The 22,839-nt window shown below is 45.4% G+C and carries 17 protein-coding genes; 14 read left to right on the top strand and 3 right to left on the bottom strand.

The features are described 5' to 3' along the window. The first annotated feature begins 24 nt into the window (after positions 1-24). From murD to LMH68_RS05540, 14 genes are all read left to right on the top strand, one after another. Complete coding sequence (gene murD, locus LMH68_RS05605; RefSeq protein ID WP_065584710.1) at positions 25-1,341, top strand: UDP-N-acetylmuramoyl-L-alanine--D-glutamate ligase; 1,317 nt, start codon at positions 25-27, stop codon at positions 1,339-1,341. A gap of 22 nt (positions 1,342-1,363) precedes the next feature. Next, positions 1,364-2,560, top strand: a complete 1,197-nt coding sequence (gene ftsW / locus LMH68_RS05600; RefSeq protein WP_065584711.1) for a cell division protein FtsW — start codon at positions 1,364-1,366, stop codon at positions 2,558-2,560. Between the two features lie 12 nt (positions 2,561-2,572). Then, positions 2,573-3,634 (top strand): undecaprenyldiphospho-muramoylpentapeptide beta-N-acetylglucosaminyltransferase, encoded by a 1,062-nt coding sequence (gene murG, locus LMH68_RS05595; protein WP_229647488.1) that lies wholly within the window; start codon positions 2,573-2,575, stop codon positions 3,632-3,634. Between the two features lie 13 nt (positions 3,635-3,647). Next, on the top strand, positions 3,648-5,108 hold the full coding sequence (gene murC / locus LMH68_RS05590) for a UDP-N-acetylmuramate--L-alanine ligase (RefSeq protein ID WP_229647463.1): 1,461 nt from the start codon (positions 3,648-3,650) through the stop codon (positions 5,106-5,108). Between the two features lie 278 nt (positions 5,109-5,386). Continuing rightward, positions 5,387-6,079: a cell division protein FtsQ/DivIB gene (locus tag LMH68_RS05585; RefSeq protein ID WP_017059290.1), complete on the top strand. Its 693-nt coding sequence runs from the start codon at positions 5,387-5,389 to the stop codon at positions 6,077-6,079. After that, positions 6,072-7,340, top strand: coding sequence for a cell division protein FtsA (ftsA, locus tag LMH68_RS05580; protein WP_010434747.1), 1,269 nt, complete (start codon positions 6,072-6,074; stop codon positions 7,338-7,340). Before LMH68_RS05585 ends, ftsA begins: the two co-directional genes overlap by 8 nt. A gap of 31 nt (positions 7,341-7,371) precedes the next feature. After that, positions 7,372-8,601, top strand: coding sequence for a cell division protein FtsZ (gene ftsZ, locus LMH68_RS05575; protein ID WP_017059291.1), 1,230 nt, complete (start codon positions 7,372-7,374; stop codon positions 8,599-8,601). Between the two features lie 96 nt (positions 8,602-8,697). Next, positions 8,698-9,615, top strand: coding sequence for a UDP-3-O-acyl-N-acetylglucosamine deacetylase (lpxC, locus tag LMH68_RS05570; protein ID WP_010434751.1), 918 nt, complete (start codon positions 8,698-8,700; stop codon positions 9,613-9,615). A gap of 390 nt (positions 9,616-10,005) precedes the next feature. Next, positions 10,006-12,732: a preprotein translocase subunit SecA gene (gene secA / locus LMH68_RS05565; RefSeq protein ID WP_017066234.1), complete on the top strand. Its 2,727-nt coding sequence runs from the start codon at positions 10,006-10,008 to the stop codon at positions 12,730-12,732. A gap of 348 nt (positions 12,733-13,080) precedes the next feature. Further along, positions 13,081-13,479 (top strand): 8-oxo-dGTP diphosphatase MutT, encoded by a 399-nt coding sequence (gene mutT, locus LMH68_RS05560; protein WP_017062897.1) that lies wholly within the window; start codon positions 13,081-13,083, stop codon positions 13,477-13,479. A 92-nt stretch (positions 13,480-13,571) separates the two neighbouring features. Further along, positions 13,572-14,396 carry a 4-hydroxy-tetrahydrodipicolinate reductase gene (dapB, locus tag LMH68_RS05555; protein ID WP_229647487.1) on the top strand — a complete coding sequence of 275 codons (825 nt, stop codon included), beginning with the start codon at positions 13,572-13,574 and terminating at the stop codon, positions 14,394-14,396. A 503-nt stretch (positions 14,397-14,899) separates the two neighbouring features. Then, the gene (gene carA / locus LMH68_RS05550) at positions 14,900-16,054 is read left to right on the top strand and encodes a glutamine-hydrolyzing carbamoyl-phosphate synthase small subunit (protein WP_010434758.1); all 1,155 of its coding nucleotides are present in this window, start codon (positions 14,900-14,902) and stop codon (positions 16,052-16,054) included. A gap of 16 nt (positions 16,055-16,070) precedes the next feature. Further along, positions 16,071-19,301 carry a carbamoyl-phosphate synthase large subunit gene (carB, locus tag LMH68_RS05545; protein WP_017059294.1) on the top strand — a complete coding sequence of 1,077 codons (3,231 nt, stop codon included), beginning with the start codon at positions 16,071-16,073 and terminating at the stop codon, positions 19,299-19,301. A gap of 195 nt (positions 19,302-19,496) precedes the next feature. Continuing rightward, on the top strand, positions 19,497-20,276 hold the full coding sequence (locus tag LMH68_RS05540) for a TSUP family transporter (RefSeq protein ID WP_010434762.1): 780 nt from the start codon (positions 19,497-19,499) through the stop codon (positions 20,274-20,276). Here the strand turns inward: LMH68_RS05540 and LMH68_RS05535 are convergent. The 3 genes from LMH68_RS05535 to btuF all read right to left on the bottom strand — a co-directional run bounded on the left by LMH68_RS05535 (position 20,227) and on the right by btuF (position 22,838). After that, positions 20,227-21,072 carry a LysR family transcriptional regulator gene (locus tag LMH68_RS05535; protein ID WP_017059296.1) on the bottom strand — a complete coding sequence of 282 codons (846 nt, stop codon included), beginning with the start codon at positions 21,070-21,072 and terminating at the stop codon, positions 20,227-20,229. The two genes, LMH68_RS05540 and LMH68_RS05535, sit on opposite strands and share 50 nt — an antisense overlap. Before the next feature lie 204 nt (positions 21,073-21,276). Then, positions 21,277-21,894, bottom strand: coding sequence for a TRIC cation channel family protein (locus LMH68_RS05530; RefSeq protein WP_017070823.1), 618 nt, complete (start codon positions 21,892-21,894; stop codon positions 21,277-21,279). A gap of 74 nt (positions 21,895-21,968) precedes the next feature. Beyond that, positions 21,969-22,838 (bottom strand): vitamin B12 ABC transporter substrate-binding protein BtuF, encoded by an 870-nt coding sequence (btuF, locus tag LMH68_RS05525; protein WP_017062892.1) that lies wholly within the window; start codon positions 22,836-22,838, stop codon positions 21,969-21,971. Position 22,839 lies beyond the last annotated feature (1 nt).

Below are 22,839 nucleotides of genomic sequence, written 5' to 3'. Positions count from 1 at the left end.
AACTATTAAGAGCATCTTGTTTAAATGGAACGTTGGCAAAATATTCAAAATGTAGTGGTTGTGGGGCTCGGTATTACCGGGCTCTCTGTCGTTAAACATCTCGTAAAATATCAGCCCCATACTTGCGTAAAGGTAATTGATACGCGAGAGCTACCACCAGGAAAGGAATCTTTGCCTGAGTCGGTTGAGCTGCATTCTGGAAGCTGGAATAGCCAATGGCTAGCTGAGGCTGATCTGGTGGTTGCTAACCCAGGCATTGCTTTAGCGACACCTGAAATTCAAGATGTGCTTCAAGCGGGTACGCCTGTCGTTGGCGACATCGAGCTGTTTGGTTGGGCTGTAGATAAGCCTGTTGTGGCGATTACTGGTTCAAACGGTAAGAGTACCGTGACTGATCTGACTGGTGTGCTTGCTAAGGCTGCTGGGCTTAATGTTGGCGTTGGCGGCAATATTGGCATTCCTGCCCTAGACCTTCTAGAACTTGATGCGGATTTATATGTCCTTGAACTTTCAAGTTTTCAGTTAGAAACTACATCGAATTTAAAACTTGCCGCTGCGGCATTCTTAAATCTGTCTGAAGATCATATGGATCGCTATCAAGGCATGGCTGATTACCGTGAGGCCAAGTTAAGAATCTTTAATAACGCGCAGTGTGCGACTGTTAATCGTGAAGACAAAGAGACTTACCCTGACCAGACAATGCCATTGTTGACTTTTGGCCTAGATAACCAAGAGTTTGGTGTATCAACGATTGATAGTACTGAGTGGTTGGTCGATCACGGTAAACCTGTCCTTGCTACCCAAGATTTAACATTGGTTGGACGTCACAATGTGGCGAATGCGTTAGTCTCACTTGCACTATTGAAGCAAGTTGGTATCGACTACAGCAAAAGTCTTGATGCTTTGAAGGCCTATAACGGTTTGACGCATCGTTGCCAAGTCGTGGCTGACAAGCGCGAAATCAAATGGGTTAATGACTCCAAAGCAACGAATGTAGCCAGCACATTGGCAGCCCTGTCTGGGTTGGAGTATCAAGGTACGTTATATCTTTTGGTTGGCGGCGTTGGTAAAGGTGCTGACTTTAGTGAGCTTGAACCAGTATTGGCGCAACTTGAGCGTGTTCAGCTGTGTTGTTTCGGTGAAGATGCAGATCAATTCATGCCTCTGCACCCATCGGCACAAAAGTTCGATACCATGCAGCAGATAATCGAATCTATCTCGCCACAGCTGGTGGCTGGAGATATGGTGATGCTGTCTCCGGCGTGCGCAAGCTTCGATCAATTTAATAATTTCATGGCAAGAGGTGATGCGTTCACTGAGCTTGCTCATGAGTATGCTTAACGTGTTGAAGGACTAACATTCAGTGCAAAGAGTCAAAGAGATTAATCAATCCATCTGGCAGTGGCTAAACCGTGCTACTCCCGAGGCGCTTTACGATCGTCAATTGGTGTGGATTGCTCTTGGGCTAATGCTGACAGGTTTGGTGATGGTGACGTCTGCTTCGTTCCCCATCAGTGCTCGTTTAACCGATCAGCCGTTTCACTTTATGTTCCGTCATGCCATCTTCCTTGTATTGGCTTTAGGTGTCTCTAGCGTCATATTGCAAATCCCGATGCAACGCTGGTTTCAATACAGTATGTATCTACTGGGCTTGTCCTTCTTCTTGCTGATTGTGGTATTAGCCGTCGGTAAGTCGGTTAACGGCGCATCGCGTTGGATCCCATTAGGGCTATTTAACTTACAACCCGCTGAAGTCGCCAAGTTATCGCTGTTTATCTTTATGGCGGGCTACTTGGTTCGGAAGCAAGATGAAGTGAGAAAAACCTTCTTCGGTGGTTTTGGTAAACCGATCATGGTATTCGGCGCTTTTGCCGTGCTGCTGCTAGGCCAGCCCGATTTAGGTACTGTGGTCGTAATGCTAGTGACCCTGTTCGGCATGCTATTCATTGCTGGTGCCAAGCTTTCACAGTTTATCGCCTTGATGGTGGCAGGTATTGCCGCGGTCGTCGGTTTGATTGTTATAGAACCTTATCGTGTTCGACGTGTTACCTCATTCTGGGAACCTTGGAACGACCCGTTCGGCAGTGGTTACCAGTTAACTCAGTCATTGATGGCGTTTGGCCGTGGTGATTGGATGGGGCAAGGGCTTGGTAACTCGATTCAAAAACTCGAATACTTACCAGAAGCGCATACCGATTTTGTATTTGCTGTGTTGGCTGAAGAGCTTGGCTTTGTCGGTGTTACCTTAGTATTAATGTTGATCTTCAGCTTGGTGTTAAAAGCCATTCTGATAGGTAAAAAAGCCTTTGAACACGATCAAGTGTTCAGCGGCTATCTGGCTTTTGGTATTGGTATTTGGTTTGCGTTTCAGACGCTTGTTAACGTAGGTGCTGCATCTGGCATCGTTCCGACCAAAGGTCTAACCCTACCGCTAATCAGTTATGGTGGTTCGAGTTTAATTGTTATGTCTGTGGCGGTATCAATGCTGCTGCGCATTGACCACGAATGCCGAATGCAACAAAAAGAACAAGCTGATAGTCAAAACGAATTAGTAGAATAAGAATCTAACGTGATGAAACAAAACAAAAAACTTTTAGTGATGGCTGGTGGTACTGGCGGTCACGTTTTCCCAGGGTTAGCAGTAGCGAAAAAGCTTCAGCAACAAGGTTGGGAAATTCGCTGGTTAGGCACAGCAGACAGAATGGAAGCGGATTTAGTGCCAAAGCATGGCATTGAAATCGACTTCATCAAAGTGAAAGGCCTGCGTGGTCAAGGCATTAGCAAGTTAATTAAAGCGCCGTTCCAGATTATTAGTGCCATACTTCAAGCAAGACAACACATTAAAGCATGGCAGCCTGATGTGGTACTTGGCATGGGTGGTTACGTGAGTGGCCCGGGTGGTATCGCGGCATGGTTGTCTGGCATTCCAGTGGTTCTCCATGAACAAAATGCAGTGGCAGGTTTAACCAACCAATGGCTGTCTAAGATTGCTAAAAAGGTTTTCCAAGCTTTCCCTGGTGCTTTCCCTACCGCAGAAGTGGTGGGTAACCCAGTACGCGAAGATGTGGTTGCCTTAGCTGAACCCGAGCAACGCATGGCTGAGCGTGATGGTGACATCCGCATCTTGGTTATGGGCGGCAGTCAGGGCGCAAAAATCCTAAACGATACCTTGCCAGTAACGATGGCGCAGCTTGGTGAAGGCTTCACTGTGATGCACCAAGCGGGTAAGAACAATCAACAACAAGTTATTGAGCAATACAAATCACATTCTGTTGGTAATGTTCAAGTGACTGAATTTATTGATGATGTGGCGCAAGCTTATGAGTGGGCAGATCTATTAGTGTGTCGCTCAGGTGCATTAACCGTATCAGAAGTGTCTGCGGCAGGTGTCGGTTCTATCTTCGTTCCGTTTATGCACAAAGACAGACAACAAGCGTTGAATGCCGACCATTTAGTTGAATGTGGCGCAGCGTTAATGATTGAACAGCCTCAACTAACGGCTTATAAGCTAGCGAACACTATCGCGCAGCTTGATAGAAATGAATTAAAAATGATGGCAACAAAAGCTCGTCAAGCCGCCAAGCTTGATGCTGATGTGACCGTCGCTGAAGCGATTAAAGCTTTAGCAAAATAATGAGATTGAATTGATGACGATTGAACATACCCAAGACTTAGCGCAAATCCGTGCAATGGTGCCAGAGATGCGCCGTGTTAAATCTATCCACTTCATTGGTATTGGTGGTGCCGGAATGAGCGGGATTGCTGAAGTCTTGCTAAATGAAGGCTACCAGATCACGGGTTCTGATATTGCTCAAAACCCAGTGACTGATCGTTTAGTTAGCAAGGGTGCGACCGTTTATATCGGTCACCAAGCGAGTAACGTTGCCGACGCAAGTGTGGTGGTTGTTTCAACCGCTATCAACGAAGAAAACCCAGAAATTATTGCAGCTCGTGAAGCGCGCACACCGATCGTTCGTCGTGCAGAAATGCTGGCTGAGCTGATGCGTTTTCGTCACGGTATTGCTGTGGCAGGTACGCACGGTAAAACAACCACGACTGCGCTAGTGACACAGATTTACTCGGAAGCCGGCCTAGATCCAACCTTCGTAAACGGTGGTTTGGTTAAAAGTGCTGGCACTAACGCACGTTTAGGTTCAAGCCGTATTCTTATTGCTGAAGCCGATGAGAGTGATGCTTCATTTTTACATCTGCAACCTATGGTTAGTATCGTAACTAACATTGAAGCGGATCATATGGATACCTACGGCGGCGATTTCGAAACGCTAAAGCAGACATTTATCGATTTCCTACACAACCTGCCGTTCTACGGCCAGGCTGTGATGTGTGTAGATGATCCTGTTGTACGTGAACTTATCCCTCAGGTGAGCCGCCAAGTGATTACTTACGGCTTCTCTGAAGACGCAGATATTCGTATTGAAAACTACGTACAAGAAGGTCAACAAGGCAAGTTTACGGTTGTACGTGAAGGTAAAGCTAACCTTGATATTACGCTAAACATTCCGGGTCGTCACAATGCATTGAATGCATCCGCTGCGATTGCTGTTGCAACAGAAGATGACATCAGCGATGAAGCGATTCTAAAAGCGATGGCGGGAACCGAAGGCACGGGTCGTCGTTTCGATCACCTAGGTGGGTACGAAACAGGTAAAGGCGTTGCAATGCTGGTTGATGATTACGGTCATCACCCAACCGAAGTTGATGTGACGATTCAAGCTGCACGAAGTGGCTGGACTGATAAACGTCTTGTTATGATCTTCCAACCGCACCGTTATAGCCGTACTCGCGATCTATATGATGATTTTGCGAATGTTCTTGAGCAAGTTGATGTACTTATTCTATTAGATGTTTATTCTGCAGGTGAGAAACCAATTGCAGGGGCTGATGGGCGTTCATTAAGTCGAACTATTCGCGGGCGTGGTAAGATAGATCCAATCTTTGTTGCCGATATCAACGCACTGCCATCGGCTTTAGCCAACGTCATTCAAGGTGGTGACCTTGTTTTAACGCAGGGTGCAGGCGATGTTGGCCGAGTAGCGAAGCAGTTGGAATCGTTACAGTTAGACATTAATAAAATGCAGAACGCGTAACAGAATACTGTCTACAGACTGTGGTCAATCGCTCACTTCTTGCGATTGACCTAAAATTGACCAAAAATCTTATTATCAACGTTTGATAGTTTGATTTTGCTCAGTATAATTCATAGGTTAAAGTAAGTGCTTTTACCTCTATTACGAAGATAGGGAATAGAATTGCGAACCAACGACAGGGAATGCGGGCTTTGGTAGAAAGTACTTTTAGCGAAAACCGCCACCTATTCAGTTTACCGTCGCTCAAGAAACACGCCTTAGGCGGGTCTTTTTTTGTCATGGTATTGCTATTCATTGGGTTTCTTTTCTATACCACACTAACTTGGATGTGGGACGATCAGCGGTTGCCTCTCTCCAAAATAGTACTTCAAGGCGACTTAACTTACGTAACCGCTGGTGATGTTCAACATGCCTTTAGCGAGCTAGAGCACATTGGAACCTTCATGTCGCAAGACATCGGTGTGTTGCAAGACAGTTTAGAAGCGTTACCTTGGGTTTCAGTGGTCTCCATTCGTAAGCAGTGGCCAGACACAATAAAAGTATTTTTGACTGAGTACCATGCGGCAGCAATCTGGAACGGTAACATGCTGCTGAATGACGATGGTCAGGTGTTTAATGGTGATATCGGCCTGTTGAAGGGCGATAGAGTTAAGCTTTACGGCCCAGACGGCACCAGCCAAGAAGTGATAGAAAAGTGGCGACAGATAACCCCTTTGATTAACAGTCTAGGGTTAACCGTTACCTCTCTCGTTCTCAATGAGCGTCGCGCTTGGCAAATAATCCTAGATAACGGTATCCGTTTAGAACTAGGTAAAGATTCTTTAGATGAGCGTGTTGAACGCTTCATTTCGCTTTACAACGAACTTGGTAGTAAAGCGAATCAAGTGAGCTACATCGACCTCAGGTATGATACGGGAGCCGCTGTAGGCTGGTTTCCAGAGCAAGAGTTAGAAGAGAGCACAGATGACTAAGACCGCAGATGACAACATAATCGTTGGTCTTGATATAGGCACTGCGACCATATCAGCTCTGGTTGGTGAAATATTGCCTGATGGTCAAATCAATATCATTGGTTCTGGGCAAAGTCCATCCAGAGGTATGGATAAAGGTGGTGTAAACGACCTAGAGTCGGTAGTTAAGTCGGTTCAGCGAGCTATTGATCAAGCAGAGTTGATGGCGGAATGCCAAATCAGCAATGTATTTATCTCGCTATCGGGTAAACATATCGCAAGCCGAATTGAAAAAGGCATGGGCACTATCTCTGATGAAGAGGTGTCTCAAGACGATATGGATCGAGCGATCCATACCGCGAAATCAATTAAAATAGGTGATGAGCAGAGAATTCTGCACGTGATCCCACAAGAATTTACCATTGATTATCAAGAAGGGATTAAGAACCCACTTGGCTTATCTGGTGTTCGAATGGAAGTCAGTGTTCACCTAATTTCTTGCCATAGCGACATGGCGAGAAACATTATTAAAGCTGTTGAACGATGTGGTCTCACAGTAGAACAAATCGTGTTTTCAGGACTTGCCTCAAGCAATGCGGTAATTACTGAAGACGAGAGAGAGCTTGGAGTATGTGTTGTCGATATCGGTGCGGGTACAATGGATATTTCCATTTGGACTGGCGGCGCACTTCGACACACAGAAGTCTTTTCCTACGCAGGAAATGCAGTAACCAGTGATATTGCCTTCGCTTTCGGCACGCCAGTGAGCGATGCTGAAGAGATAAAAGTAAACCATGGTTGCGCTCTGAGTGAACTCGTAAGCAAGGATGACTCTGTTAACGTCCCAAGTGTTGGTGGTCGCCCATCGAGAAGTTTGCAACGACAAACTTTGTCGGAAGTGATTGAACCACGTTACACTGAACTTATGGGTCTCGTTAACCAAACTATTGATACGGTTCAATTACAGCTACGAGATGAAGGTATTAAACACCACCTTGCAGCTGGCGTCGTTCTCACTGGTGGAGCGGCACAAATTGACGGATTGGTAGAGTGTGCGGAACGTGTTTTCCGCAATCAAGTTCGAGTTGGTAAGCCGTTAGAAGTTAGTGGCTTAACTGACTATGTTAAAGAGCCGTATCATTCTACGGCGGTTGGTTTACTTCATTACGCAAGAGATTGTCAGATCAGTGATGAAGGTGATTACAGCGAACCTAAGCGTTCAGCACCTTCTATGTCTGGTTTATTTGGCAAATTGCGTAATTGGATACAAAAAGAGTTTTAACCTGAGTTGCAGGAAAAAACGGAGATAACACATGTTTGAACCGATGATGGAAATGTCTGACGATGCAGTAATTAAAGTCGTTGGAGTTGGTGGCGGTGGCGGTAACGCTGTTGAGCACATGGTACGTGAATCAATCGAAGGCGTAGAATTCATCAGTGTTAACACTGATGCACAAGCACTTCGTAAAACAAGCGTGAGCAGCGTGATCCAAATTGGTGGTGATATCACTAAAGGTTTGGGCGCTGGTGCAAACCCACAAGTAGGCCGTGATGCAGCTCTCGAAGATCGAGAAAGAATTAAAGAAGTTCTAACTGGCGCCGATATGGTATTTATCGCAGCTGGTATGGGCGGTGGTACTGGTACAGGTGCTGCTCCAGTTATTGCTGAAGTTGCGAAAGAGTTGGGTGTGCTAACGGTTGCTGTTGTAACTAAGCCATTTAGCTTTGAAGGCAAAAAACGTTTAGCGTTTGCTGAGCAAGGTATTGAAGAGCTTTCTAAACATGTGGATTCTTTAATTACGATTCCAAATGAGAAGCTACTTAAAGTACTTGGCCGCGGCGTAACTCTGCTAGAAGCTTTCGCAAGTGCCAATGATGTACTTAAAAACGCTGTACAAGGTATCGCTGAGCTAATTACTCGCCCTGGTATGATTAACGTCGATTTCGCGGATGTTCGCACCGTAATGTCTGAGATGGGTCATGCAATGATGGGTAGCGGTATCGCAAAAGGTGAAGACCGTGCTGAAGAAGCTGCTGAAACGGCAATTTCTAGCCCACTACTAGAAGACATCGACCTAGCTGGCGCACGTGGCGTTCTTGTGAACATCACAGCAGGCCTAGATATGCGTCTAGATGAATTCGAAACAGTAGGTAATACAGTTAAGGCATTCGCATCTGATAACGCAACAGTTGTGATTGGTACTTCTCTAGACCCTGATATGACGGATGAAATCCGTGTAACTGTTGTAGCAACAGGTATCGGCACAGAGAAAAAACCAGACATTACATTAGTTGCTGGTGGTAAAGCTAAGGTTGCACCAACTCCTCAACCACAGGTAGCGGCTCAAACTGCACCAAAAGTGGAAGAGAAAGTGGCACAACCATTGCAAGAAAAAACTGAGGTTAAACCTCAAGTTAAGCCGCAGCCAACAACGTCACCTGTTTCTTCAGGTACAGGCGCTAGCCAAAGTGCAGCACCTAAGGCTGAGAAAGAGAGTGGATACTTAGATATTCCAGCATTCTTACGACGTCAGGCTGATTAACAAATACCCAAAATTTGACTATCGTCGAATTAATGGTAAAATTCGCGGTCGGTAAATACTGACCGTGATTTGTAGCACTGATAACGAGGCAAGCAGATGATCAGACAACGTACTCTGAAAGAAATTGTGAAAACAACTGGTGTGGGTCTCCACTCTGGTCGTAAAGTCACACTTACTCTTCGCCCGGCAGCTGCAAATACAGGTATTGTTTATCGTCGTACAGATGTAAATCCACCTGTAGATTTCCCAGCTGATCCAGCGTCAGTTCGTGACACTATGCTATGTACAGCTCTTGTTAATGACGAAGGCGTACGTATCTCTACAGTGGAACACCTTAACGCAGCTTTAGCGGGTATGGGCATCGACAACATTATTGTTGAAGTAGATGCACCTGAGATCCCAATTATGGATGGTAGCGCAAGCCCATTCGTATACTTGCTACAGCAAGCGGGTGTAGAAACACTGAATGCAGCGAAGCGTTTTATTCGTATCAAAAAGCCTATCCGTTTTGAAGATGGCGATAAGTGGGCAGAATTTGTTCCATTTAACGGCTTCCGTATGGACTTTGAGATCGACTTTAACCACCCAGCTATTGAATCTGATGAGCAACGTTTGTTGTTTGATTTCTCTTCACAAGGTTTTGTGAAAGAAATTTCTCGCGCTCGTACTTTCGGCTTCATGCGCGACATTGAGTATCTACAATCTCAAAACCTAGTACTTGGCGGTAGCTTTGATAATGCTATCGTACTGGACGAATACCGAATTCTTAATGAAGAAGGTCTACGTTTTGACAATGAGTTCGTAACTCATAAAGTACTAGACGCGATTGGTGACTTGTACATGTGTGGACACGCTATTATTGGTGAGTTCCGTGCATACAAATCAGGTCACGGCCTAAACAACCAACTACTACGTGCAGTACTTGCTGACGCAGAAGCTTGGGAATGGGCAACATTCGAAGAAGAAGTAGGCTCTCCTGTTGCATTTGCTGAGCCAGGAATGGTTCTAGCGTAATTGTTGTTTACAGCAATATAAGATTTCGAAAACCAGGTCATTGACCTGGTTTTTTTGTATCTATTTTCCAGATACAGTGTCGTCAACATCCGAAAGTTGTCTCCCAATGAGCTGCAGTCTGGCTAATCCATCAGCAATTAGAAAGAAAAGTTCCAAGCACATCAAACAAATGGGGTTATAAATGGTTGTTGATGTGAAAATTACTTACACTAAAGGGCATTAATTTTAACTCAAGCCTTGAAAACTCTACTCTCAAGTACAATATCAAAGATACTAGATTTATCTCAGTATCCTTGGTTAGTAACTGAAGACTAGTTCATAGCTAGTAGAGACACTGACGGCATTTAAAATAAATCGCGGACAATCTGAGAACGAAGAGATTCCAAGCACATGATTACTAAGCTGCTGACAAAGGTAATTGGCAGTCGCAATGACAGAACACTGCGCCGCCTTAGAAAAATTGTAAAAGAAATTAATAACTACGAACCAACGTTTGAAGCTCTTTCAGACGAAGAGCTAAAAGCAAAAACGGTTGAGTTTCGTGAGCGCTTAGATAAAGGTGAATCGCTAGACCAACTTCTACCTGAAGCATTTGCTACGGTACGTGAAGCGTCTAAGCGTGTTTACGGCATGCGTCACTTTGACGTGCAAATGATTGGTGGCATGGTTCTAAATGCTGGCCAAATTGCAGAAATGCGTACTGGTGAAGGTAAGACTCTTACAGCAACCCTACCAGCTTATCTTAACGCCCTACCTAGCAAAGGTGTTCACGTAGTAACGGTGAACGACTACCTAGCGAAGCGTGATGCGGAAACAAACCGCCCATTATTTGAATTCCTTGGTATGACTGTTGGCGTAAACGTGCCAAACATGGCTCCACCAGAGAAGAAAGAAGCGTACCAAGCGGATATCCTATACGGAACAAACAACGAGTTTGGCTTCGATTACCTACGTGACAACATGGCTTTCCGTGCTGAAGATCGTGTTCAACGTGAGCGCTTCTTTGCTGTTGTCGATGAGGTTGACTCAATCTTAATCGATGAAGCTCGTACTCCACTTATTATCTCTGGCCCAGCTGAAGATAGTTCAGATCTTTACACGCGTATTAACACGTTGATCCCTAACCTTGAGCGCCAAGATAAAGAAGATTCTGAAGAGTACCGTGGTGAAGGTCACTACACCATGGACGAGAAATCGAAACAGGTTCACCTGACTGAAAACGGTCAAGAATTTGTAGAAGAGCTAATGGTCAAAAACGGCCTGATGGAAGAGGGTGACACGCTTTACTCTCCAACTAATATCAGCCTATTGCACCATGTTAATGCAGCGTTGCGTGCACACGTACTGTTTGAGAAAGACGTCGACTACATCGTTACTGAAGAAGGCGAAGTGGTTATCGTTGATGAACATACTGGTCGTACTATGCCAGGTCGTCGTTGGTCTGAAGGTTTACACCAAGCTGTTGAAGCTAAAGAAGGTGTGAAGATTCAGAATGAAAACCAGACGCTAGCATCGATTACATTCCAGAACTTCTTCCGTCTATACGAAAAACTGTCAGGTATGACAGGTACAGCCGATACAGAAGCTTTCGAATTTCAGTCTATCTACGGCCTAGAAACAGTGGTTATCCCAACCAACAAGCCTATGGTTCGTAACGATATGCCAGATGTGGTTTATCGTACCGAAGAAGACAAGTTCAATGCGATCATTGAAGACATCAAAGACCGTGTAGCTGCTGGTCAGCCATCATTGGTTGGTACGGTTTCTATCGAGAAGTCTGAACTACTGTCTAACGCACTGAAAAAAGCAAAAATTAAGCACAGCGTTCTAAATGCTAAATTCCACGAAATGGAAGCAGAGATCGTTGCACAAGCTGGTATGCCGAGTGCGGTAACTATCGCAACTAACATGGCTGGTCGTGGTACCGATATCGTATTAGGTGGTAGCTGGCAGGCACAAGTTGAGAAGCTAGAGAATCCAACCAAAGAGCAGATCGAGAAGATCAAAGCTGACTGGAGAGTAATCCACGATAAAGTGCTTGAGTCAGGTGGTCTGCACATCATTGGTACTGAGCGTCATGAATCTCGCCGTATCGACAACCAGCTACGTGGTCGTTCTGGTCGTCAAGGTGATGCGGGTTCTTCTCGTTTCTACCTATCAATGGAAGATTCTCTGCTACGTATCTTCACATCGGATCGTATGGCTGGTCTTATCCAAAGTGGTATGGACGAAGGCGAAGCGATCGAATCTAAGATGCTTTCTCGCTCAATTGAAAAAGCACAACGTAAAGTTGAAGGTCGTAACTTCGATATTCGTAAGCAGCTTCTTGAGTACGATGATGTAGCCAATGACCAACGTAAAGTGGTTTATGAGCTTCGTGATGAACTGATGAGCTCTGACGATATCAGCGAGATGATCGAACACAACCGTGAAGATGTATTGGCATCAGTGATTGATGAATACATCGCACCTCAGTCTCTTGAAGATATGTGGGATATCGCGGGTCTGCAAGATCGTCTGAAGAATGACTTCGATCTAGACTTTGATATTCAAGGTTGGTTAGACGAAGACGACAAGCTTTATGAAGAAGCATTGCGTGAGCGTATTCTTGCTATGGCGGTTGATTCGTACAAACAGAAAGAAGAAGTGGTTGGTGCTCAAGTACTGCGTAACTTCGAGAAATCTGTGATGCTACAAACGCTAGACGGCCTTTGGAAAGAGCACTTGGCTGCGATGGATCACCTTCGTCAAGGTATCCACTTACGTGGTTATGCTCAGAAGAACCCGAAACAAGAGTACAAGCGCGAGTCGTTTGAACTGTTTGAAGGCCTACTAGATGTACTGAAAACAGACGTTGTTACCATCCTTTCTAAAGTGCGCGTTCAGCAACAAGAAGAAGTTGAAAAGATGGAAGCTCAACGTCAAGCTCAAGCTGAAGAAGCGGCGCGTCGTGCACAAGCGCAACATGCAACAGCTGAAAACCAGCTAGCTGACGATGAAGCTGAAGCGGCATCTCCACAAACGGTAGTGCGTGACGAGCGTAAAGTTGGCCGTAACGAGCCATGCCCATGTGGTAGCGGTAAGAAGTACAAGCAGTGTCACGGTAAAATCGCGTAAGTTTAATGAATCGTTGCTGTAGCGCATGATAGCTGCGTTGGTGGTACTCACTTACAGTCGTAAGCTCCGTGCCACCGCCTTGCTCTCATACACTACAACTTAGCTTCATAAAACTGACAAATAGAATATAAAGAGTCGCTTAGGCGGCTCTTTTTGTATGTAAATTTCATGGCTTACTTTGTTACGCAAGGAAGTTGTCATTCCCTATAGCGAGGAGTGAGCGTAGTAGGGAATCTTGTTTAGTTAGGCTCGCGTAGTTTTAGATCCCCAACTCAGTCGTTCCTCTTTCTTGAGGATGACGTATTTAGGGACTATGTGAGTTCAGCGTTTTATTAAGGAACACCATCAATGAAAAGAATCCATATCGTAGCGGGTATTATCTTCAATCAAGATAAGTCACAGGTCTTTATCACTAAGCGTCCAGATGACAAGCACAAAGGTGGCTTCTGGGAATTTCCAGGTGGCAAGGTTGAAGAGGGCGAAACTATTGAGCAAGCGATGACTCGCGAGCTTGATGAAGAGGTCGGTATCAAGGTGACCGAGCAGTCTCTGTTTGAGCATCTTGAATTTGATTACACGGATAAGTCACTTAAGTTCGATTTCATTCTCGTGACTGATTTTGAAGAGCAGCCTTATGGTAAAGAAGGTCAGCAAGGTGAATGGGTAAGCCTAGAATCATTGAATCAATACGCCTTCCCAGAGGCAAATGTGCCAATTTTAGAGCGAGTAATAAAAGAGTTTTCGTAATTGCTAGCCTGAGTTTGAGATTGTTGTTAGTTTAAAGAGATTAATCGATTGAACGTTGCTGCAAGAGATAAGTGGCAACGGTAACCAAAACAATGGAGATATTCGCAGTGGTAAGAATTGCAATTGCAGGAGCAGCGGGCCGCATGGGCCGCAACTTGGTGAAAGCCGCTCATCATAATTCAGAAGCAAGTGTTGGAGCTGGTTCAGAGCGTCCAGAGTCATCTTTGGTCGGCGTAGATGTCGGCGAGTTATGCGGTGAAGGTCGTTTTGATGTTGCTTTAGTCGATGATTTGTCTAGAGCCATCGAAGAGTTTGATGTGATTGTCGATTTTACTGCCCCTGTTAGCACATTAGCGAATATTGAACTTTGTAAACGTCACGGTAAAAAACTGATCATCGGTACAACGGGCTTCTCTGAAGAAGAGAAGCAGGTGATTGATGCTGCTTCAAAAGAGATGGCTATCGTAATGGCACCTAACTACAGCGTTGGTGTGAACCTGGTCTTTAAGCTGCTAGAGAAGGCCGCTAAAGTGATGGGCGATTACTGTGATGTCGAGATCGTTGAGGCTCATCACCGTCATAAAGTCGATGCACCGTCAGGTACTGCGATTGGTATGGGCGAAGCTATTGCGGGTGCTATGGGCAATGAGCTGAACGATGTAGCTGTATGGTCACGCGAGGGTATTACTGGCGAGCGCACTAAAGATGAGATTGGTTTCGCGACGATTCGTGCCGGTGACATTATTGGTGAACACACCGCTATGTTTGCTGATATCGGTGAACGAGTGGAAATTACCCATAAAGCCACTGATCGAATGACCTTTGCTAATGGCGCAATCAAGGCCGCGGTTTGGTTAAATGATAAACCAGCAGGCTTTTATACCATGACGGATGTGCTTGGTTTGAATGACCTATAAATAGATATTTATGCGCTGGCAATTGCCGGCGCTTTCTTTACTTGGTGCATTTTCCTTAGTAATCTCACTTCTCCGATCTTCCTTCTACTTTCTTCTTATCGCCTTTTTGACTCCATTTCTATGCTGTTTATGTGGTCTTTAGTATGTTTTTTGTTTTAGATCTTTAAATTGTCATGTTTTCTCTTGGTATTTATCGATTGCGTTTTGTTGCTGATATTTTTATCACTCTATGGTTGGCTAAAATGAGGGGTGAAAATTAGAAAATCGTAATATTCGAGCTAAATGCGTATGAAAGTTGAATTTTTGGAGCTTTGAGGGGGTAAATTGAATTAGTCCTTACAAATGTTTAATTTCTTTTGAGTTAAATGTTGACACGTATCACGCAGATCACTAAAATACCGCCAATTTGTCTAATTTCCATAAACACGCAGTTTTTGGTGTTGCAGGAAGGTAGATTTGCAAATTAAATCAATTTTAATGCATTTTTATTTCTGGAGGTTGTCTTGAAGAAGTCAGCACTACTCGTCCTAGAAGATGGGACAGTATTTCACGGTGAAGCCATTGGCGCTGTAGGTTCTGCAGTTGGTGAAGTCGTTTTTAATACCTCGATGACGGGGTACCAAGAAATCCTCACTGATCCTTCCTATTCTCAACAAATCGTTACCCTTACTTACCCTCACATTGGCAATACCGGAACCAATTCCGAAGACGAAGAATCTTCTTCAATCCACGCTCAAGGCCTTGTGATTCGCGATCTCCCTCTAATCGCTTCTAACTTCCGTAATGAACAATCCCTTTCTGATTACCTTAAGTCGCAAAACGTTGTTGGTATCGCTGATATCGATACTCGTAAGCTGACGCGTATTCTTCGTGAAAAAGGCGCACAGAACGGTTGTATTGTAGCTGGCTCTTCAGTAAACGACGGAAACCTAGACGAAGCTTTGGCTCTAGCTAAAGCAAAAGAATTCCCTGGCCTGAAAGGTATGGACCTTGCGAAAGAAGTTACAACAAAAGAAGCGTATCAATGGAAACAAGGTTCGTGGACGCTTACGGGTGGACTTCCTGAAGCGAAAGCAGACTCAGAATTGCCATACCACGTTGTTGCTTATGACTTCGGTGCAAAACGAAACATCCTACGAATGCTTGTTGACCGCGGCTGCCGCCTAACGGTTGTTCCTGCTGAGACTTCAGCTGAAGAAGTACTTGCTCTGAACCCAGACGGTGTTTTCCTTTCAAATGGCCCTGGTGACCCAGAACCATGTACTTACGCAATTGAAGCGACAAAAGTGTTCCTAGAAAAAGGCTTACCAATCTTCGGTATCTGTCTAGGTCACCAGATTCTTGCTCTTGCGTCAGGCGCTAAGACAGTGAAGATGAAGTTTGGTCACCACGGTGCAAACCACCCGGTTAAAGATTTAGATCGTGATGTTGTGATGATTACTTCGCAAAACCACGGCTTTGCTGCTGACGAAGAAACCCTTCCAGAGACACTACGTGCAACGCACAAATCACTATTTGATGGTTCTCTACAAGGTATTCACCGTACAGACAAACCAGCATTCAGCTTCCAAGGTCACCCTGAAGCAAGCCCAGGTCCAGAAGACGCAGCGCCGTTATTCGACCACTTTATTGAACTAATCAAACAGCACACAGCGTAATTCGGAGTAGTAGACAATGCCAAAACGTACTGACATTAAAAGTATTCTTATTCTAGGTGCTGGCCCGATCGTTATCGGCCAAGCATGTGAGTTCGATTACTCTGGTGCTCAAGCTTGTAAAGCGCTTCGCGAAGAAGGTTACCGAGTTATTCTTGTAAACTCGAACCCAGCGACAATCATGACTGACCCAGACATGGCAGATGCAACTTACATCGAGCCTATCCAATGGGAAGTTGTGCGTAACATCATCGCTAAAGAGAAGCCTGATGCAGTTCTACCTACTATGGGTGGCCAAACTGCATTGAACTGTGCTCTAGACCTAGAAAAGCACGGTGTTCTTGAAGAGTTCGGTGTTGAAATGATTGGTGCAACGGCTGACGCTATCGATAAAGCAGAAGACCGTTCACGCTTCGATAAAGCAATGAAAGCAATTGGCCTTGAGTGTCCAACTGCTGATACAGCGAAAACGATGGAAGAAGCTTACAAAGTTTTAGACATGGTTGGCTTCCCTTGTATCATTCGTCCATCGTTCACGATGGGTGGTACTGGTGGCGGTATCGCTTACAACAAAGAAGAATTTGAAGAAATCTGTCGTCGTGGTTTGGATCTATCTCCAACTAATGAACTTCTTATCGATGAATCACTTATCGGTTGGAAAGAGTACGAGATGGAAGTGGTTCGTGACAAAAACGACAACTGCATCATCGTATGTGCGATTGAAAACTTCGACCCAATGGGTATTCACACAGGTGACTCAATCACTGTGGCTCCAGCTCAAACGCTGACAGATAAAGAATACCAACTAATGCGTAACGCATCTCTAGCAGTACTGCGTGAGATTGGTGTTGAAACAGGTGGTTCAAACGTACAGTTTGGTATCAACCCGAAAGATGGCCGTATGGTTATCATCGAAATGAACCCACGTGTATCTCGCTCTTCTGCACTAGCATCTAAAGCAACAGGTTTCCCAATCGCTAAGATTGCAGCGAAACTGGCTGTTGGTTTCACGCTAGACGAGCTAATGAATGACATCACTGGCGGCGCAACTCCAGCATCATTCGAACCAACAATCGACTACGTAGTAACTAAGATTCCTCGTTTTAACTTCGAGAAGTTTGCAGGTGCTAACGACCGCCTAACGACGCAAATGAAGTCGGTTGGTGAAGTTATGGCTATCGGCCGTAACCAACAAGAATCTCTACAAAAAGCACTTCGCGGCCTAGAAGTTGGCGCGACTGGTTTTGACGAAATGGTAGACCTAGACGCACCAGATGCTCTAACGACTATCCGTCACGAACTTAAAGAAGCTGGCGCAGAGCGTATTTGGTACATCGCTGACGCATTCCGTGCTGGTATGTCGGTAGATGGTGTATTCAACCTAACGCAAATCGACCGTTGGTTCCTAGTTCAAATCGAAGACATCGTTAAGCTAGAGCAAGAACTTAAAGCGAAAGGCTTTGCTGGTCTAAATAAAGACGAGCTAAACAAGCTTAAGCGTAAAGGTTTTGCTGATGCGCGCCTATCTAAGATTCTAGGTGTAGCGGAAAGCGAAATCCGTCGTCTACGTGACCAATACGATATCCACCCGGTATACAAGCGTGTAGATACGTGTGCAGCTGAGTTCTCTTCAGATACGGCTTACATGTACTCATCTTACGATGACGAGTGTGAAGCAAACCCAACAGACAAAGAAAAAATCATGATTCTAGGCGGCGGTCCAAACCGTATCGGCCAAGGCATTGAATTTGACTACTGTTGTGTACACGCATCACTAGCGCTACGTGAAGATGGCTACGAAACTATCATGGTTAACTGTAACCCTGAGACAGTTTCTACAGACTACGATACGTCTGACCGTCTGTACTTCGAACCAGTAACTCTGGAAGACGTACTAGCAATCGCTCGTGTTGAGAAGCCAAAAGGCGTTATCGTTCAGTACGGTGGTCAAACGCCACTTAAACTGGCACGTGCTCTTGAAGCTGCTGGCGTACCAATCATCGGTACTAGCCCAGACGCAATCGACCGTGCAGAAGACCGTGAGCGTTTCCAAGTTGCTGTAGACCGTCTAGGCCTACTTCAACCAGAAAACGCGACAGTAACAACAATGGAGCAAGCGGTAGAGAAATCTCGTGAAATCGGCTTCCCACTTGTTGTACGTCCTTCTTACGTACTTGGTGGTCGTGCGATGGAAATCGTATACGACGAGCAAGACCTACGTCGCTACTTCAACGAAGCAGTTAGCGTATCAAACGAATCTCCAGTACTACTTGATAGCTTCCTAGATGACGCTGTTGAAGTAGACGTAGATGCGATTTGTGACGGTGAGCGCGTTGTAATCGGCGGTATTATGGAGCACATCGAGCAAGCGGGTGTTCACTCTGGTGACTCAGCATGTTCTCTTCCTGCATACACGCTAAGCCAAGAAATCCAAGACGTAATGCGCGAGCAAGTTGAAAAGCTAGCGTTCGAGTTGGGTGTTCGTGGTCTGATGAACACGCAGTTTGCTGTTAAGAACAATGAAGTGTACCTAATCGAGGTTAACCCTCGTGCAGCACGTACGGTTCCATTCGTATCTAAAGCAACTGGTGCGCCAATCGCTAAGATTGCCGCTCGTGTAATGGCGGGTCAATCTCTAGAGTCTCAAGGCTTTACGAAAGAAATCATCCCACCTTACTACTCAGTGAAAGAAGTTGTACTTCCATTCAACAAGTTCCCTGGTGTTGACCCACTGTTAGGCCCAGAAATGCGCTCTACTGGTGAAGTTATGGGTGTTGGTGCGACGTTCGCAGAAGCATACTCTAAAGCTGAATTGGGTTGTGGTAACATCTACCCAGAAGGCGGTCGTGCACTTCTTTCTGTTCGCGAAGGCGACAAAGAGCGTGTTGTTGACCTAGCATCTAAACTATCTAAGCTTGGTTACCAGCTAGACGCAACTCACGGTACTGCGGTTATCCTTGGCGAAGCGGGCATCAACCCACGTCTAGTAAACAAGGTACACGAAGGTCGTCCTCACATTCTTGACCGTATCAAGAACAACGAGTATACGTACATCGTGAACACTGCAGCTGGCCGTCAAGCGATTGAAGATTCTAAAGTTCTTCGTCGTGGTGCACTTGCTGAGAAAGTTAACTACACGACTACGCTAAATGCTGCATTCGCGACTTGTATGGCGCACACTGCAGACGCGAAAACGTCAGTAACTTCAGTTCAAGAGCTACACGCTCAGGTTAAAGCTTCTCAAGCTTAATCGCCTAAAGTGTATCGCTGATATGCGGATATAAATGCTCAAAGCCCACTCCTCGGAGTGGGCTTTTTTATGTCTGTTATTCCGCGGTAGCTTAATGATGAATATTTGGAATAGGTTAGAATCTTGTGTTTCGTTATTGCTCGTCTGCTGTGAGTGGTAACTTGTCGTTACACAGGACTTTAAGGCGTTGGGTATATGGAAATCACTCTAGAAATATTGGCTATCTTGTTTGTTGTTGCAACGGCAGCAGGCTTTATTGATGCAATGGCTGGCGGCGGTGGGTTACTGACTCTACCTGCATTGCTAGCGGCTGGAGTTCCACCCACGCAGGCACTGGCAACCAACAAACTCCAAAGCTCATTTGGCAGCTTCTCCGCGAGTTGGTATTTCGTGCGCAACGGTATCGTCAGCATCAAAGAGATGCGCCTTGCTATCTTTTGTACCTTTATTGGCTCTGCAATTGGCGCTGAGTTAGTCCAGCACATTGATGCGAGCCTACTGACCAGTGTGATACCGCTGCTGCTTATCGCTATCTCTCTCTATTTCCTGTTGGCACCGCAAACTAGAGCGTCTGAAGGAAAACAGAAGATCTCTGAGGCGATGTTTGCTCTGTGTGTAGGTGGTGGAGTTGGTTTCTATGATGGTTTCTTTGGCCCAGGAACAGGTTCTATCTTCACAGTCTGCTTTGTTGCGATTGGTCACTTCTCGTTAGTCGATGCTACGGCGCGCACCAAGGTACTTAATTTCACCTCTAATATTGCCGCATTGATCTTCTTTATTTTGGCTGGCTTGCCTATTTGGGAGTTAGGATTAGTGATGGCGGTTGGCGGTTTTATGGGCGCTCAGCTTGGCGCTAAAGTGGTGGTGACAAAAGGGCAGAAATGGATTCGACCCCTTGTGATCGTTATGTCGATGCTAATGGCGTCTAAACTGCTTTGGGAACAGCATCAACAATGGATTCTATCAGTGTTTTAACTCGTGGAGACTGGTAACTATTTGGTCTGACACAGATATGAATCGGCCGAATCAAGCCTGCTAATTCGGTGAAGCTATACAGATATTGAGGCTCAATATTGAGTGTTTTTACGATAGAGAGCGGTATTAACGCTGGCCCAGTCCCGCCCAATGCAAGTTGCGCCGCTGCGGTGTAGGCATCCATCTCCATCAAGGGTTTGATACCAAACTTCTCTAATACAGAAAGTTGATAAGAATTGGCAGGGTTGGTCATGTCGTTAGTGATGACCATTGGAGGAAGCTCCGTTAGCGGTGACTTACTCACTATGTAAAACGGCTCATCAAATAGATGGAAGGTCATTAACCCATGATGCGGTGGCAGTAAGCCAGCACACAACCCCAAGGTCGCCTTACCAGATTGCACTCGCTCTATGATTCTCGGCGTGTGGTTGGTGGTAATGGTGATGTACTTATCTTGCTGGATGAACTGGCCCATCATCTCACCTAAATAACCGGCTATCAGAGACTTAGAGCTGTCTAGGGTGATGAGAGTAGTATCTTCCAACTCTTGCTGTTCATAAATAAGCCCGCGAAGTTCATTGAATGTCGGGCCAATACTCTCTATTAATGCTATCGCATCTGGCGTGAGTTTTATCTGTCGGCCACTCGGTTCAATGAGCTTTTTACCTAGCTTCTTTTCTAAATTCGCAATCCGTTTGCTGACCGCTGATTGGCTGATATAAAGCAAACTGCCTGTGCGGCTCATGGTCTTTGCTTTACTCAATACCAGTAGAGTTTCGATTCCTTCGAGTAGCATTGGGTTATATTCATGAAATTTGGGAATGATTGTTTCAACTTACCTCAAACAACATTCATTCTCTAGTCTTGAAACTAAAGCTTTGAACCAAGTTAGGTATTTTTAGCTATGCTCGCACGTGTAGCGCGAGAGCATAATAATTGTGTTGGGGAGCTCAAATTAAGAAAGGCTCCTTTACGGAGCCTTTCACTTTGTAACGTTAGCTTATTTGATGGCGAAGGTCGGCAATGATAAATGCCAACGAATAGCGCCAAGCCTGATCAATAGTGTTGAGAACACGCCGGCCAGAAATGCAGTTTCTGAGTCGTGCCCCATGCTGATCGCCACGGTATGGAAAGCGCCACCAATGATACAAGCGGTCGCGTAGACTTCACTTCTTAGAATCATAGGCACTTCACGGGCAAGTACGTCGCGGATAATACCGCCACCGCAGCCGGTGATGACACCCATGATGATCGCCACTAGTGCTGAATCTTGATAGATAAGTGCTTTTTCTACACCAATGCCAACAAACACCGCTAGGCCAATCGCATCACATACCGGCAATATCCACCAAGCCAGACGTTTCGGGCGTCTTACAATAATCATGGTCAACAAACAGGTGATGATGATGACCCAAAGGTAGGTGGTATCGGTGATCCAAAACACGGGAGTTGCACCCAATGCCATGTCACGAATTGTGCCGCCACCAATTGCGGTAACACTGCCTAGAACGGCTACGCCAAAGGGATCCATCTTAAGACGGCCTGCGACAAATACGCCTGAGACAGCAAAGATGGCAGTGCCAAATAAATCGATAATATAAAGCAGCATGGAGTCCATGATACTGGTGCTCTTATAGTTAAAATTGTAGGGACAGGTCGGTGGCGAATTGTACGAAAAAACGCAGCAAATAGTTAGTGATTTTGCCTAGCTCTATCGAAGAAATCGCATACTTGTTGGATCGCTTTCAAAGTTCTTGTTGTCGGGCGATTAATCCAGTCTGAATTGAGGGACCAAATCTGATTTTGAGCGACTGCTGGGATTTCATCTTCCCATGTTTGCCACATGGTTCCATTCTCAATCGCGTGCTGAGAAGTGAAGATCACTTGCGGTTTTCTTAATACAACTTGTTCAATACCAACTTGCGGATATGGCGAGGCGCTGTCTTCAAAAATATTGTGTCCACCACAAAACTCAAACACCTCACTTGGCCAGTGTCCTTGAGCAACAGTGATGATCGGCTTTTCACTGAGTTGGTAGAAGTAGTTTACTGACTCGGCATCTTTGTATTTTAGTCTCAAGGCGTTGAGCTGCTCTCTGTATTGCTGAGCGTTATTTTCGCCAATACTTGGATCGCTAGCGTATTGGCTCAGTTGTTCAATATTGGTTGCGATACTGTCTAGGCTTTTGGTCTTGGAGTAGTAAATATTAAAACCAAATTGCTCTAGTTTCGCGAGCTCTCTGGGCGGGTTTCCCGCTGGCCACGCAAGAATCAAATCAGGCTGAAGTGCGATGATCTTCTCAACCTTGATACCTTGATAGTTTGCCACTTTTTCAAGCTTATCGGCTTGTGGTGGGTAATCACTTCGTTCACTTACGGCGACAAGGTTGTTACCTAAACCTGCGCTGTACGCGAGTTCAGTGGCATGAGGAGCAAGGCTGACCACGCGTTGAGCCGGCTGTACTTGTTCTTGAGTCAGTGGTACTTCTTCTGCAAATGATAAAGGCAGCCATAAGCTGGAAGACAAAATAGTAAGGCTTGTAACAAGTGCTGAAGATTCCACT

It is taken from the genome of Vibrio sp. F13 (genome assembly GCF_020806305.2).
GTDB classification, from domain to species: domain Bacteria; phylum Pseudomonadota; class Gammaproteobacteria; order Enterobacterales; family Vibrionaceae; genus Vibrio; species Vibrio crassostreae_C.
Note: the sequence above shows the minus strand (reverse complement) of the source record. Positions and strands in the feature narration are given on the sequence as shown.